This window comes from Vogesella sp. EB (assembly GCF_001037925.1).
Taxonomy (GTDB): domain Bacteria; phylum Pseudomonadota; class Gammaproteobacteria; order Burkholderiales; family Chromobacteriaceae; genus Vogesella; species Vogesella indigofera.
In genome coordinates this window covers 14,658-29,939 of the sequence record NZ_LFDT01000014.1, presented here as the reverse complement: position 1 = coordinate 29,939, position 15,282 = coordinate 14,658, and the positions used below count along the sequence as shown (strand labels likewise).

Annotated in this window: 12 protein-coding genes; 9 read left to right on the top strand and 3 right to left on the bottom strand. The window is 63.0% G+C overall.

The features are described 5' to 3' along the window. The first annotated feature begins 71 nt into the window (after positions 1-71). From ACG97_RS09810 to ACG97_RS09800, 3 genes are all read left to right on the top strand, one after another. Entirely contained in the window at positions 72-2,696 is a 2,625-nt protein-coding gene (locus ACG97_RS09810) for a PAS domain S-box protein (RefSeq protein ID WP_047967178.1), read from the top strand. Further along, entirely contained in the window at positions 2,693-3,325 is a 633-nt protein-coding gene (locus tag ACG97_RS09805; RefSeq protein WP_047967177.1) for a response regulator transcription factor, read from the top strand. Before ACG97_RS09810 ends, ACG97_RS09805 begins: the two co-directional genes overlap by 4 nt. 108 nt (positions 3,326-3,433) lie before the next feature. Next, entirely contained in the window at positions 3,434-4,291 is an 858-nt protein-coding gene (locus tag ACG97_RS09800) for a dienelactone hydrolase family protein (protein ID WP_082133714.1), read from the top strand. A 96-nt stretch (positions 4,292-4,387) separates the two neighbouring features. On the opposite strand, the gene ACG97_RS09795 is transcribed toward ACG97_RS09800, so the two are convergent. Next, entirely contained in the window at positions 4,388-4,963 is a 576-nt protein-coding gene (locus tag ACG97_RS09795) for a DUF5610 domain-containing protein (protein WP_047967176.1), read from the bottom strand. Between the two features lie 173 nt (positions 4,964-5,136). After that, on the bottom strand, positions 5,137-6,921 hold the full coding sequence (locus ACG97_RS09790) for an acyl-CoA dehydrogenase C-terminal domain-containing protein (protein ID WP_047967175.1): 1,785 nt from the start codon (positions 6,919-6,921) through the stop codon (positions 5,137-5,139). A 185-nt stretch (positions 6,922-7,106) separates the two neighbouring features. Here ACG97_RS09790 and ACG97_RS09785 point away from each other — a divergent pair, with 185 nt between their 5' ends. The 6 genes from ACG97_RS09785 (at position 7,107) to ACG97_RS09760 (ending at position 13,525) form a co-directional block, all read left to right on the top strand. Further along, on the top strand, positions 7,107-7,664 hold the full coding sequence (locus ACG97_RS09785; RefSeq protein WP_047967174.1) for a DUF2062 domain-containing protein: 558 nt from the start codon (positions 7,107-7,109) through the stop codon (positions 7,662-7,664). Then, complete coding sequence (locus tag ACG97_RS09780; protein ID WP_047967173.1) at positions 7,651-8,208, top strand: NUDIX domain-containing protein; 558 nt, start codon at positions 7,651-7,653, stop codon at positions 8,206-8,208. The genes ACG97_RS09785 and ACG97_RS09780 overlap by 14 nt, the downstream gene beginning before the upstream one ends. Continuing rightward, positions 8,195-8,506, top strand: a complete 312-nt coding sequence (locus tag ACG97_RS09775) for a PilZ domain-containing protein (RefSeq protein ID WP_238377308.1) — start codon at positions 8,195-8,197, stop codon at positions 8,504-8,506. The genes ACG97_RS09780 and ACG97_RS09775 overlap by 14 nt, the downstream gene beginning before the upstream one ends. Before the next feature lie 195 nt (positions 8,507-8,701). Next, the gene (locus ACG97_RS09770) at positions 8,702-10,630 is read left to right on the top strand and encodes a PrkA family serine protein kinase (RefSeq protein ID WP_047967172.1); all 1,929 of its coding nucleotides are present in this window, start codon (positions 8,702-8,704) and stop codon (positions 10,628-10,630) included. Positions 10,631-10,704: 74 nt separating this feature from the next. Further along, positions 10,705-11,976 (top strand): YeaH/YhbH family protein, encoded by a 1,272-nt coding sequence (locus ACG97_RS09765; protein ID WP_047967171.1) that lies wholly within the window; start codon positions 10,705-10,707, stop codon positions 11,974-11,976. 34 nt (positions 11,977-12,010) lie between these two features. Continuing rightward, positions 12,011-13,525, top strand: a complete 1,515-nt coding sequence (locus ACG97_RS09760) for a SpoVR family protein (RefSeq protein ID WP_047967170.1) — start codon at positions 12,011-12,013, stop codon at positions 13,523-13,525. A gap of 232 nt (positions 13,526-13,757) precedes the next feature. Here the strand turns inward: ACG97_RS09760 and ACG97_RS09755 are convergent, their stop codons facing one another. Then, positions 13,758-15,149 (bottom strand): sensor domain-containing diguanylate cyclase, encoded by a 1,392-nt coding sequence (locus ACG97_RS09755; protein ID WP_047967169.1) that lies wholly within the window; start codon positions 15,147-15,149, stop codon positions 13,758-13,760. Positions 15,150-15,282 lie beyond the last annotated feature (133 nt).

Sequence of the window (15,282 nt, the reverse complement as noted above, 5' to 3'; positions counted from 1 at the left end):
CTAGGCGGTCACAATCCCCGCTATTATCACACTTTGGCCCCGCTTGCGGCCAACCTTTGCCCGTAGCCGCCATGCGAACCCAACGCTTTTACCAGTCCCTCAAGCGCAGCCGTTTTTACCGGCTGATGCCCAACAGCACCATCGTGCTGTTCTTCCTGACCATGGCGGTGATGCTGTGGACGCTGGACGCGCGCGAGACCGAACAGCTGCGCCTCGATCTGGCCAAGGACACGCTGTGGGCGGAGCAGACACTGCGCCTGCGCCTGGACGAGCACAAGGACGAGCTGTCGCGACTGGCACGCGACATCGGCCGCGAGGCGATCGACGAGGACCAGTTCCTGGTGCAGGCCTCGGAGTTTCTCGCCAACACCCCGGAGATGGCGGCGGTGGTGTGGGCCGACAACAGCTTTACCCTGCGCTGGATCGCGCCGTACGAGGAAAGCCGGCTCACCGTCGGCTCCGGCCTCAGCGGCGTGTCCGCCTCGGCTTACCTGCAGGCGCGTACCGACGGCCGCTCGGTGATGAGCCAGCCCTACCAGCTGGAATCCGGCGAGTGGCGCTTCGACCTGATGGTGCCGGTGTTCCGCGACACCCAGTTCCGCGGCATGGTGATCGGCATCTACAAGGCCAATGTCTTCATCCGCCGCGTGCCGCCAAGCTGGTTTGCCGAAAAATACTATCTGGAGCTGAACAACGGTGAGCAGTCGCTGGTGCGCAACAGCCACGGCGCGCCGTCGTCGCGCCTGTCGCAGACCATCGTGCTGGGTGGCACGCCGCTGCGGCTGGTGGCGCGGCCGGTGCGCGGCGACCACAACAAGAGCCGCGTGATCCAGCTCGGGCTGATTGTCGGCCTGTCGCTGCTGACCCTGCTCAGCCTGATGAGCCTGTCGCGCCACATCCGCCGCCGCGTCGACGCCGAGCGTGAGCGCGACCGTGTCTACGGCCTGTCGCGCGAATGGCTGGGCGTGATGCGCGAGGATGGCTACCTGCTGCACGTCAACCCGGCCTTTGTCGGCGGCCTCGGCTATCCGGCGGAACAGCTGCTGGGCACCTCCATCCTCAATTACTTGCATCCGGACGAGCGCGAGTCGACGCAGCTGCTGTTGCGGCAGGTGATCGAGGCCGGCAGCGTCGACCGCTACGTCGAGACGCGGGTGATCAACCGTGCACAGGAGGTGCGCGCCATCGCCTGGGCGATGAGCCCGCTGCCGGATGCCGGCGTGGTGTACCTGTCCGGCCGCGATATCACCGCGGAAAAACAGGCGGAGCAGGCGCTGCGCCACGAGTACATGTTCCGCAAGGCGATGGAGGATTCGCTGGTGGTCGGCATCCGCGCCATCGCGCTGGACGGCCGCATCACCTACGTCAATCCGGCGTTCTGCCGCATCACCGGCTTTGACGAGGCGGAGCTGATCGGGCTGCTGCCGCCGTATCCGTACTGGTCGCCGGATATCGCCCACCACAACTACGACGCCCTGCGCCAGACGCTGTCCGGCGAGCAGTCGCAGCAGCTGTTCGAATCGGTGATGCAGCGCAAGAACGGCGAACGCTTCTACGCGCAGATGCTGATTTCGCCGCTGATCGACGCCGACGGCCACCAGACCGGCTGGATGGCGGCACTGACCGACATGACCGAGAAGCGCCACGCGCAGCAGATGCTGGAGGCGGCCAACGAACGCTTCATCGCGGTGATCGAGGGCCTGGACGCGGCGGTGGCGGTGGTGCGCGGCGAAAGCCAGCAGCTGCTGTTCTGCAACCACCGTTACCGCGAATGGTTGGCCGCACCGGAGACGGTGGACAGCTCGGAATGCTGCGACCTGCGCCTGTACCGCCTGCTGCAGCAGGCCAGCGCCGACCAGGAAATCTGGCTGGATGACCTGCAGCGCTCGCGCCCGGTGCGCTGGGTCGACAGCGACATGGCGCAGATGCTGATCCTCACCGACATCACCGAGCAGCACGACGCCGAGCAGCGCTACCAGGAACAGATGGCCAAGCTGCAGGCCACCTCGCGCCTGATCACCATGGGCGAGATGGCGTCGACGCTGGCACACGAGCTGAACCAGCCGCTGTCGGCGATCGCCAATTACCAGGCCGGCTGCGTCGAGCGCCTGCGCCAGGGCCGCGCCACGCCGGAATCGCTGATCCCGGTGATGGAAAAGATCACCGCGCAGGCGGAGCGCGCCGGCAAGATCGTGCGCCGGGTGCGCGAATTCGTGAAACAGAGCGAGCCGGTGTGCAAGCCGTGTCCGCCGTCCGACATCATCGACGCCGCGCTGGCGATCGCCGAGATCGAGGCGCGCCGCTTGGGCTCGGTGATCAACGTGCACCTTGCGGCCAACCTTCCCGCCGTCAACGTCGACCCGATCCTGATCGAACAGGTGCTGCTCAACCTGATCAAGAACGGCATGGAGGCGATGCAGCAGCTGCCACCGGAGCAGCGCGAGCTGCAGATCAGCGTGCAGCGCAGCAGCAGCAAGCGGGTGGAGGTGGCGATCGTCGATTGTGGCCACGGCGTGCCGGACGACATCAAGTCGCAGCTGTTCGACGCCTTCTTCACCACCAAGAGCGAAGGCATGGGCATGGGGCTGAACATCTGTCGCTCGATTGTCGAATTCCATCAGGGTCAACTCTCGGTGGAAGACCATCCGCTGGGTGGTACCATTTTCCGATTCACTTTGCCGGTATACGAGCCATGACTGCGAGCAAATCCATCACCATCCATATCGTTGACGACGACGAGGCGTTTCGCGACTCGCTGGTCTGGCTGCTGGAAAGCCACGACTACCGTGTGATTTGCCACGACCATGCCGAGGCCTTTCTCGCCGGCTTCCGCCCGGAGCTGAGTGTCGGCTGCCTGATCCTCGACATCCGCATGCCGGGCATGAGCGGGCTGGAGCTGTATGAAGAGCTGCAGGCACGCGGCAATCGCTGGCCGGTGATCTTCATTACCGGCCACGGCGATGTGCCGATGGCGGTGCAGGCGGTAAAGCGCGGCGCCTATGATTTCCTGGAAAAACCGTTCAACCAGGAGGCGCTGCTGCTGGCGGTGAACAGCGCGCTGGAAGCGGCGGCCAGCCTGCAGCAGACCACCACGCTGGCGCAGCAGTGCGAGACGCGATTGCAGACGCTGACCACGCGCGAGCGCGAGGTGCTGGAGCGGGTGATCGAGGGCAAGATGAACAAGGTGATTGCCGACGACCTCGGTATCAGCATCAAGACCGTCGAGGCGCATCGCGGCAAGATGATGGACAAGATGGGGGTGCGCTCAATCGCCGATCTGGTGCAGACCGTGGTTGCCTATCGCCAGCAAAAAGGCGGCGCCTGACGCGGCCGTCTTTCCGGCAGCGACACTGAACTTTACTCGCTATGCTTGGCTCTGTAGCAGGACGGCGATGCAGCGGGCATCGCCGCCACTGAACCCAAGGAGCAGCCCATGTCTCAGGAACAAGCCGATCTCTTGCCGCTGCCGGATGAGGTCGATTCGCAGCGCCGCCTGCTGATTTCCGCCGTGCTGGCCGGCGGCTTTGCCCTCGCGGTGCAGCCGGTGACCGCCGCCACCATCCACACCGACAGCGACGGCCTGGTCGCCGGCTGGCACAAGGCCGGCCCCGATCTGCTGCTGTACGCCGCGCGCCCGGCGCATGGCAGCCAGTGGCCGGTGGTGCTGGTGGTGCAGGAGATCTTCGGGGTACACGAGCACATCCAGGATGTCTGCCGCCGCCTGGCCAAGCAGGGCTATCTCGCCGTCGCGCCGGAACTGTTCCTGCGCCAGGGCGACGCCCGCGGCTATCCCGACACCGCCACGCTGATCGCCAACGTGGTCAGCAAGGTGCCGGACGCGCAGGTGCTGGCCGATCTGGACGCCTGCCTCGAGTACGCTCGGGTGCTGGGTGGCGACAGCACGCGTGCGGCGATCACCGGCTTCTGCTGGGGTGGGCGCATCACCTGGCTCTACGCCGCGCACAACCCGCGGATCAAGGCCGGTGCCGCCTGGTATGGCCGGCTGCTGGGGCAGGAGACGGCGCTGACGCCGCGCCATCCGGTGGCGGTGGCGCCACAGCTGAAGGTGCCGGTACTGGGGCTGTATGGTGGCAAGGATAGCGGCATCCCGCTGGACAGCGTGGCGACGATGAAGACTGCCTTGCAGCAGGGCAGCAGCGGCAGCGAATTCGTGGTCTACCCCGATGCCGGTCACGCCTTCAATGCCGACTACCGACCCAGCTACCACGCGCCGTCGGCCGAGGACGGCTGGCGCCGCATGCTGCAGTGGTTCCGCCGTCACGGCGTGTGACGACGATAGCTTTCTGCTGTGCCAAAAGCGTTGCGGCCAACCTGGCAAGGTTGGCCGCAACGCTTTTTCTGATGGATGCGAGCAAGCGATCAGCCGTCAGGCACTGCTGTCAGTGGTGGTGGCCGGCAGTTTGCTGGCGAGGAAGTCGTCGTAGCCCTTTTGCACCAGTTCAAAGGTCTGCTGGATGCCGCTGGCGATGTCGCCGCCCAGCACCTTCAGCCCGTCCAGAATTTCCTTCGCCTCGTTGAAACCCTGTTCGAAGCCGCCGCGCACCAGCGCGACGAAACTGCTGGCCCGCTCTTCCTCGCTCATTTCCGGATGCTGCTGCGCGTAGGCGTCATAAAAGCCGAGCGACAGCGACAGGATGCGCTCGGCGGTCGCCTCCGCGCTGTTGTCCTGCTTGCTGGCAGCAGCCTGCAGCGCATCGGCGCCGAACTCCGGTGCCAGCAGCTCGTTAATCTTGTCGATGGCGCTGCGATACAGCAGTTGCTGCGACTTGTTGCCGGCACCGATCGACACGTTCAGATTGTCGATCAGCTGGGCGTTCATCTCGTCGCGCGCGCTGCGCTCCAGCGCCGACGGCTTGTTGAGGCGGCCGGGCGCGCTGCTGGCCTGGCTGTTTTGGGCGGCGGGGGTCAGTGACGACATCCCCGGGGTGGCAAACAAGGACATGGCAAACTCCCGCAGGCTGGCACGGCATGACTGGCGGCCACGCCCGACTGCGGCGTGACTATCTCCTTGACGTTATAGTGCTTTTTTCCGCGACTGCCGTTGTTTGCCGTGAGCCGGACGCAAAAAAGGCAGCCCGCAGGCTGCCTTTTGTCGTGACCGCCAGCAGTGCGCGATCAGAAGGCGAAGTGCTCGTCCGCCAGCGTCATCAGCGGCTTGGCGCCGCCCTTGATGGTGGCTTTCAGTGCCTCCACTTCCGGCAGCAGCTTGGCGAAGTAGAAACGGGCGGTGGCGATCTTGGCCTTGTAGAAGTCGTCGCCACCGGTTTCCAGCTTGGCGTAGGCCACTTCCGCCATCCGCGCCCACAGCCAGCCGTAGGTCAGGTGACCGAGCAGGCGCAGGTAGTCGCTGGCGGCGGCGCCGGCTTCGTCGCGGTCCTTCATCGACGCCATGCCGATGCCCATGGTGATGTCGCCGATGTCTTTCAGCAGCTTGGCCAGCGGGGCGACGAACTCGGCCAGCTGCGCGTTGCCTTCGTTGGCCTGGCAGAACTTGTGGATCTGCTTGGTGAACTTGCGCAGCTTCTGGCCCTGATCCAGTAGCACCTTGCGGCCGAGCAGGTCGATGGCCTGGATGCCGTTGGTGCCTTCATAGATCTGCGAGATGCGGCAGTCGCGCACCAGCTGTTCCATGCCCCATTCGCGGATGAAGCCGTGGCCGCCGAATACCTGCATGCCAAGGTTGGCCGCGGTGTAGCCGTTGTCGGTCATGAACGCCTTGGCCACCGGGGTCAGCAGCGCCACCAGGTCGGCGGCATCCTGTCGCGCGTCGGCATCCGGATGCTTCTCTTCGATGTCCAGCTGCAGCGCCAGCAGCGCGGCCAGCGCACGGCCGGCTTCGGTGTAGGCCTTCTGCGTCAGCAGCATGCGGCGCACGTCCGGGTGCACGATGATCGGGTCGGCGGCCTTTTCCGGGAACTTGGCGCCGGCCATGGCGCGCATCTGCAGGCGGTCTTTGGCATAGCTCAGCGCGCCCTGGAACGCGGCTTCGCCGAGGCCCAGGCCCTGCATGCCGCAGCCGAGGCGGGCGGCGTTCATCATGGTGAACATGCAGGCCAGGCCCTTGTTGGCTTCGCCGATCAGATAGCCGCGGGCGCCGTCGAGGTTGATCACCGCGGTGGCGTTGGCCTTGATGCCCATCTTGTGTTCCAGGCTGCCGCAGTACACGCTGTTGCGGCTGCCGTCGGCGTGGAATTTCGGCACGATGAACAGCGAGATGCCCTTCACATCCTTCGGTGCATCCGGCAAGCGTGCCAGCACCAGGTGGATGATGTTGTCGGCCATGTCGTGCTCGCCGGCGGAGATGAAGATCTTGGTACCGCTGATGCTGTAGCTGCCGTCGCCGTTGGGTTCGGCCTTGGTTTTCAGCAGGCCGAGATCGGTGCCGCAGTGCGGCTCGGTCAGGCACATGGTGCCGGTCCAGCTGCCATCGACCAGATGCGGCAGGTAGCTGGCTTTCTGCTCGTCGCTGCCGTGGGCGTGGATGGCGGAATAGGCGCCGTGGCTCAGGCCGGGATACATCGACCACGCCACGTTGGCCGAGCACTGCATCTCGATGATCGGGAACGACAGCGTCTTGGGCATGCCTTGGCCGCCGTAGGCCGGGTCGCAGTCCAGTGCGGTGAAGCCCAGCTCGCAGAACTGCTTGTACGCCTCCTTGAAGCCGACCGGGGTGGTGACCGACTTGGTGGCGGCGTCGAAGGTGCAGCCTTCTTCGTCGGCCGGACGGTTCAGCGGCGCCAGTTCGTTTTCGCAGAATTGTGCCGCCGCCTCCAGATAAGACGAGAAAATGTCCTGCGTGGCTTCTTCATAACCCGGCAGCGAGGGCAGGGTATCCTGAACTTTGATCAGCTCGTTCAGGACAAAGTCGAAATCGCGCAGCGGTGCTTGATAAGCGGGCATGATGGTCTCCGTATTAATGCACGGCCCGGATGCAACGGGTCGTCTCTCGTGTCGTATTGGGGTGGCGGCACAAAACCGTGTGCTGGGGCGTAGTGTGCACAGCGACGTCCGTTTAAGTCAAACGCTTGTTTTATTTTTATTGACCGGCGCGGCGCTGCCGGTCACGGAAAGGACGCGGGTTAGCGATGAGTGTCAAACGCTGGTTATTGCGGCGTATGCCGCACCCGGGAGAGTGGCTGGCCAATTCGGCCCTGCTGCGGCCGCTGGCCCCGTATCTGGGCCATCCCGCGCTGTGGAGCCTGCAGCGGCGCAAGGTGGCGCTGGCGGTGGCGGTCGGCCTGTTTTCCGGGCTGATGCCGGGGCCGACGCAGATGCTGACGGCAGCGCTGCTGGCGTTGCTTTTTCGCATCAACCTGCCGGTGGCGCTGGCCTGCACGCTGTATACCAACCCGCTGACCTATCTGCCGCTGTACTACCTGGCCTTCGAACTGGGCAAGCTGCTGCTGGGCCTCAATGGTGAGCTGGTGATGCCGCCATTCCCGGTATTCGATGGCGAGCACCTGTGGCAATGGCAGCATGCGGTGCTGGAGTGGACCATGCATATGGGGTGGCCGCTAGTGGTGGGGGTGCCGGCGCTGGGACTGGCCTTGGGCCTTGGCGGATATGTTATCGTGATGTTGTTATGGCAATGTGCCGTGTTGCGACAGTGGCGCAAGCGAAAGGAAGTTCGTGGATCTGACTGAAAAGAAACTGGCCGGCGAGCAGGTGTTCAGCGGCGGCTTCATCAAGGTGCAGCGCGATAGCGTGGCATTGCCGGATGGTAGCCCTGCGTGGCGCGAGTACATCCGTCACCCTGGTGCGGTGGCGGTGCTGGCGCTATCCGATGACGGCAAGCTGCTGCTGGAGCGCCAGTTCCGCTATCCGCTGGCGCGCACTTTTCTGGAGATCCCGGCCGGCAAGATCGATCCGCAGGAGGCGCCGCTGGCGACCGCCAAGCGCGAACTGCTGGAAGAAACCGGTTACCGGGCGGCCAACTGGTTTTATCTGGGCAAGGCGTATCCGTGCATCGGCTATTCTGATGAAGTGATTCACTATTATCTGGCGACCGCGCTGACCGCCGGCGAGCGACAGCTGGATGAGGGCGAATTTCTGGAAGTGCTGACTGTGCCACTGGCCGAGGTAATGACGATGACACTGGATGGCCGTATCTGCGATAGCAAGAGCCTGGTCGGCCTGCACTGGTTGGCCGCATGGCAACGCGGGGAGCTGCGCTGTGAAGCCCTTTGACGCACATCACGAGCGTCGTGGCGGCAAACGCCTGCGCATGGGCTGCCGTGCCAAGATGAAATCGCGCCATACCGGCGAAACCCACTATGGCGAATGCGTGGATCTGTCGGTGGATGGCCTCGCCATCCGCTCCGCGTTCGTGCCGCAATTCGGCGAAATTCTGGAAGTCACCATCATCGTGCCGCCGGTCGGCGCGGTGTACAGCAAGCCGTTCGAAACCGTGGTGGAGGTGCGCCGCTGCAATGAAGTGGAGCGCGGCAAGCTGTATGAAATCGGTGCAAAAATTATCAAACGCTAGTTAATTCACCTGCATAAATTGCTTGTACTAAAAAAGTCGCTGGAATGGCGGCTTTTTTTATTTGCAGCAGCGCTACTGTGCTATACCCAAAAAAACAGATGCAGCTTGTTAGTCCACTGATAACTTGGCAAGGGGGAAGAACGGTGCGATTGGCACCGTTCCCGCTCCGCTTGCCTCCAGCAGGAGGGTTAAGCCATGAGCCCCGACATCTTCAGCAGTTTCGCTTCCCGTTTCGATCGCACTCGCGAAGAAGAATTGACCATTCAGGAGTATCTGGAACTGTGCAAGCAGGATCGCACAGCCTATGCGTCTGCGGCCGAACGCATGCTGATGGCAGTGGGCGAGCCGGAAGTGGTCGATACCCGTCATGATCCCCGCCTGTCACGCATCTTCAGCAACAAGATCATCCGTGTTTACCCGGCATTCCGTGACTTTTACGGCATGGAAGAAGTGGTGGAGCAGGTGGTGTCCTACTTCCGCCATGCCGCGCAAGGCCTGGAAGAGAAGAAGCAGATTCTCTATCTGCTGGGGCCGGTCGGCGGCGGCAAATCCTCCATCGCCGAGAAGCTGAAAGAGCTGATGGAACGGGTGCCGTTCTATGCCATCAAGGGCAGCCCGGTCAACGAATCGCCGCTGGGGCTGTTCAACTACGACGAGGACGGCCCGATCCTGGAAGAGCAGTACGGCATTCCGCGTCGCTACCTGCGTGGCATTCCCAGCCCGTGGGCGGTGAAGCGGCTGCACGAGTTCAACGGCGACATCAGCCAGTTCCGCGTGGTGCGGCGTTATCCCTCGGTGCTGAAACAGGTGGCGGTGGCCAAAACCGAACCGGGCGACGAAAACAACCAGGACATCAGCTCGCTGGTGGGTAAGGTCGATATCCGCAAGCTGGAAAGCTACGCCCAGGATGACCCGGATGCCTACAGCTACTCCGGCGGCCTGTGCCTGGCCAACCAGGGGCTGCTGGAATTCGTGGAAATGTTCAAGGCGCCGATCAAGGTGCTGCACCCGCTGTTGACCGCCACCCAGGAGGGCAACTTCAAGGGCACCGAAGGCTTTGGCGCCATTCCGTTTGACGGCATCATCCTCGCCCACTCCAACGAGAGCGAATGGAAGCAGTTCCGCAACAACAAGAACAACGAGGCCTTCCTCGACCGTATCTACATCGTCAAGGTGCCGTACTGCCTGCGCGTCACCGACGAAACCCGCATCTACGACAAGCTGATCCGCAACTCGTCACTGGGCGGCGCACCGTGCGCACCGGGCACCCTGAAGATGATGGCCCAGTTCTCGGTGCTGTCGCGGCTGAAGGATCCGGAAAACTCCAGCCTGTTCAGCAAGATGCAGGTCTACGACGGCGAAAACCTGAAGGACACCGATCCGAAGGCCAAGTCGCAGCAGGAATACCGCGATTTTGCCGGCGTCGACGAAGGCATGAGCGGGCTGTCGACCCGCTTCGCCTATAAGATCCTGTCCAAGGTGTTCAACTTCGACCACACCGAGGTGGCGGCCAACCCGGTACACCTGCTCTACGTGCTGGAGCAGCAGGTCGAGCGCGAGCAGTTCCCGCCGGAGCTGGAGCAGAAATATCTCACCTTCATCAAGGAGTTTCTGGCGCCGAAGTATGTCGAATTTATCGGCAAGGAAATCCAGACCGCCTATCTGGAAAGCTACTCCGAGTACGGCCAGAACATTTTTGACCGTTACGTGACCTTTGCCGACTACTGGATTCAGGACCAGGAGTACCGCGACCAGGATACCGGCGAAAGCTTTGACCGCAATTCGCTCAACGCCGAACTGGAAAAGATCGAGAAACCGGCCGGCATCTCCAACCCGAAAGACTTCCGCAACGAGATCGTCAACTTCGTGTTGCGGGCACGGGCCAACAATGCCGGCAAGAACCCGACCTGGACCAGTTACGAGAAGCTGCGCACGGTCATCGAGAAGAAAATGTTCTCCAATACCGAGGAGCTGCTGCCGGTGATCAGCTTCAATGCCAAGGCCAGCGCGGATGAGGCCAAAAAGCACGAAGACTTTGTCAACCGCATGGTGACCAAAGGCTATACCCCGAAACAGGTCCGCTTGCTGTGCGAATGGTATCTGCGGGTGCGCAAGTCGTCCTGAGCAATAGCGGCGCCAACGTTGGCCGCGGGGCCTGCGGCCAACGTGCGTACCGCACACAAGGCTAGGAGACAATCATGTCGAATATCATCGACAGAAGACTCAACGGCAAGAACAAGTCGGCGGTCAACCGCGAGCGTTTTTTGCGCCGCTTCAAGGCCCAGATCAAGGAGGCCGTCGGCAAGGCCATCAAGGGACGCAGCATCACCGACATCGATAGCGGCGAGAGCGTGTCCATTCCGGTAAAGGATATCTCCGAGCCGAATTTTCATCATGGCCGCGGTGGCCGTAATGATCAGGTCCACCCCGGCAACGAGGAGTTCATCCGCGGCGACCGCATCAACCGTCCGCAGGGCGGTGGCGCCGGCGGTGGCGGCGGCAAGGCCAGTAACGAAGGCGAGGGCGAGGACGACTTTGCCTTCCAGCTGTCGCGCGAAGAATTCATGAACGTGTTTTTCGAGGATCTGGCGCTGCCCAACCTGATCAAGACCCAGCTGATGGGCATCGAGGAGATGAAATCGGTGCGCGCCGGCTATACCAATGACGGCACCCCGGCCAATATCAGCATCGTGCGCTCGCTGCGCGGCGCGCTGGCGCGCCGGGTGGCGATGGGGGCACCGACGCTGCGCCAGCTGCGCGAGGCGGAAGAAGACCTCGACACGCTGCTGGAGTCCGACGCGGACTCCGGCCCGGAGGTGCGCGAGCGGCGCAAGCGCATCCACGCACTGCGCGAGAAGGTCAACCGCATCCCGTTCATCGATCCCTACGACCTGCGCTACAACAACCGTGTCAAGCAGCCCAAACCGACCAGCCAGGCGGTGATGTTCTGCATCATGGATGTGTCCGGCTCGATGGACGAGTCGAAAAAGGACATGGCCAAGCGCTTTTTCATCCTGCTGTACCTGTTCTTGCAGCGCAATTACGAAAAGATCGAGGTGGTGTTCATCCGCCACCACACCAGTGCGGTCGAGGTCAGCGAGGAGGACTTTTTCCACTCCCGCGAATCCGGTGGTACCGTGGTGTCGTCGGCGCTGAACCTGATGCACGACATCGTGCAGAAGCGCTACGCCAACCGCGACTGGAACATCTACGCGGCGCAGGCCTCCGACGGCGACAACTGGGACAGCGACTCGGCCAACTGTGGCCGCATCATGCAGGAAAGCCTGCTGCCGTGGTGCCAGTACTTCGCCTATATCGAGATCACCCAGGGCGAGCCGCAAAACCTGTGGTACGAGTACCTTAAAGTGGCCGAGCACTACAAGCACTTCGCGATGCAGAAGATCGGCTCGCCGGCGGACATCTACCCGGTGTTCCGCGAGCTGTTCAAACGCCAGCCTGCCACCCGCTAGCCCCCAGCAGCACACATATGGAGAGCGAGGCATCATGAAACCGATCTCTACCGGCTCCGAATGGACCTTTGATCTGATTGAACGTTACGACGCCGCCATCCGCGAGATCGCGCACGGCGAGTTTCACCTCGACACCTACCCGGTGCAGCTGGAGATCATTACCGCCGAGCAGATGATGGACGCCTATTCCTCGGTCGGCATGCCGGTCAACTACCAGCACTGGAGCTTCGGCAAGCACTTCGTGCAGACCGAGAAAGGCTACAAGCGTGGCCAGATGGGGCTGGCCTATGAAATCGTGATCAATTCCAATCCCTGCATCGCCTACCTGATGGAAGAGAACACCATGACCATGCAGGCACTGGTGATCGCGCATGCCGCCTATGGCCACAACAGCTTCTTCAAGGGCAACTACCTGTTCCGCACCTGGACCGACGCCTCGGCCATCATCGACTACCTGGTATTCGCAAAGCAGTACATCAGCCGCTGCGAGGAGCGTTACGGCATCGATGCGGTGGAAGAGCTGCTGGACTCCTGTCACGCGCTGATGAACTACGGTGTCGACCGCTACAAGCGGCCACAGAAACTGTCGCTGGCCGAGGAGCAGGCACGGCAGGTCGAACGTGAAAACTACCTGCAGTTGCAGGTCAACGACCTGTGGCGAACCATCCCTCGCCGGGAAAAGGACGGTGCCAGCCGCACGGCGCCGCGCTTCCCGAGCGAGCCGCAGGAAAACATCCTCTATTTCATCGAAAAATCGGCGCCACTGCTGGAGCCGTGGCAGCGCGAGATCGTGCGCATCGTGCGCAAGGTGGCGCAGTATTTCTATCCGCAACGCCAGACCCAGGTGATGAACGAGGGCTGGGCCACCTTCTGGCACTACACGCTGATGAACCGGTTGTACGACAAGGAGATGCTGACCGATGGCGCGATGATGGAGTTCCTGCAGAGCCACACCAATGTGGTGTACCAGCCGCCGGTGACCGCGCGCTGGTACAACGGCATCAATCCGTACGCGCTGGGCTTTGCCATGTACCAGGACATCAAGCGCATCTGCGAGGCCCCCACCGACGAGGACCGCGAGTGGTTCCCCGACATTGCCGGCACGCCATGGCGGCCGGTGCTGGAGTTCGCGATGAAGAACTTCAAGGACGAGAGCTTTATCTCGCAATACCTGTCGCCCAAGCTGATCCGCGATTTCCGCTTTTTTGCCATCCGCGACGACGACCGCGACGACAAGCTGGAGGTGTCCGCCATTCACGACGAACAGGGCTACCAGGCGATCCGTGCCAAATTGTCGGAGCAGTACAACCTCGGCTCGCGCGAGCCGAACATCCAGGTGTGGTCGGTGAACGTGCGCGGTGATCGCGGCCTGACCCTGCGCCATACTCGCCACAATCGCAAACCGCTGGACGAGGCCAGCGCGCAGGAGGTGCTGAAGCATGTCGCCAGGCTATGGGGCTTCGGCGTCAAGCTGGAAAGTGTCGACAGCGACGGCACGGTACAGCAGCGTTTCGACTGCCATCCGGAGGTGGCGGCAGCCAGCCTCTGAACCGCCGGCCGTCGCCGGTTACCTGCTTCGAACTTGCGGCCAACGTTGGCCGCAAGTCGTTTGTGCGGCACGCCGCGTGGGAGTCGTTGATGTGCTGATGGCGGTGAATTGTGAGCCGGGCGCTGCGGCGGCGGTGTCGCCATGGCTGGCAGCGGATGACTAGCGGTGCGGTGCCTTCGGCGACAAGCCGCTACCCGCCGTCGGCCGGACCGCTGTACCGGCAAGATTACGGTCAGCCCGTCGGCAAGGCTGCCCCCGACAGGCGACAGACCCGGTTGCGCCCCTGATGCTTGGCGAGGTACAGCGCCTTGTCGGCTAGCTCGACCAGCTGGTGTTCCGTCGTCAATGCCGCTGCCGGCTGGCAATGCAGCCCGATGCTGACGGTCACCACCGCAGCTTGCGCCGCAGTATCGCTGGCCGCGGGAATGGCCAGTTGCTCCACCGCGCAGCGGATGCGCTCGGCAATCTGCGCTGCGTGCAGCTCGTCACAGCCATCCAGGATCGCGATGAATTCCTCGCCGCCGTAGCGGGCCAGGGTGTCGCCATCGCGCAGCTGCTGCGCCATACAGGCGGCAATCTGGCGCAGGCAGTCGTCGCCTTGTACGTGGCCGAAGCTGTCGTTGTAGCGCTTGAAATGGTCGATGTCGGCCATCAGCACCGTGAACGGGCGCGCCTGCTCCGGCGGGCGCTGGCGGAGGGTGTCCAGTGCGCTGTCGAAGTGGCGGCGGGAGAACAGGCCGGTGAGGCTGTCGCGAATCGAGGTTTCGTACGCCTGACTGTAGGAGCTTTGCAGCCGTTTTTGCAGGCGGAATACCTCGAAAAGCAGGGCCCCCAGCATGATGGTGGCGGCAAACTGTTCGAAAAAGCGCGAGGCATACCAGCCGACCGTCAGCCGCTGGCTGGAGGAGAACACCAGCACCAGGTACAGCAGATAGCCATAGCAGCACAACGCCAGCCAGCAGTGAAAGGCGCTGCGCAAGCGCGTGACCAGCAGCACGCTGGCCAGCGCACCGCCCCAGCTGAGCAGCAGGGCAATGGGCAGGCCGCTGTCACGCAGTGCCCGATAGTCGCCTTGCTGGCTGACCAGTCGACTCAGGTCGGGCAGATGAGGTGGCAACCACTGCGTCACCAGCCATACCAGCGATAGCGCCAGCAGCAGACAGCCGAGCAGGAAGCTGCTGCTCAGGCGCGGCGACAGTGGCGGTTTCGGTTGCCACGCCAGGCACAGCATCGCCAGCATGATCAGCATGGCAAAACCGGCGAGGCGGGCGAACCACAGCCAGATGCTCAGGTGCGAGCCGAGTTGCAGGCTCAGTTGCCCAGGAAACACCTCGGGCAGCATCAGCAGCTGGTAGATGGCCATCAGCGCCGAGTAGGCGAACGCGGCACCGAGCAGGCCGGTGGCGGGACGGCGCTTGACGTAGAAATGCAGCAGGATCAGGTAGGCAATGATGCTGTTGTTGACCGCCAGCGCGGTAATCAGCACCGGCCGCAGATTGCTGCCGGCGGTGGGCTGGTTGGCGTAGGGCAGCAATAACGCGGCCGCTGCCGTCATCAACAGCATCAGCACACCGGCCAGAATCATGGCCGGGCGACTGGGGGCGGCGGAGAAATTGTCTTTCATGCGGTGACTCGGAGCGGACGACGCGGTAAAGGCTAAACGCTGCGGCGCACGGATATTGCCGGCAACGCTGATGGTTGGCCGATTGTAGCCTGCCACAATGGCGTGCTGGCAGCACTTTATGACATTTTTAGTG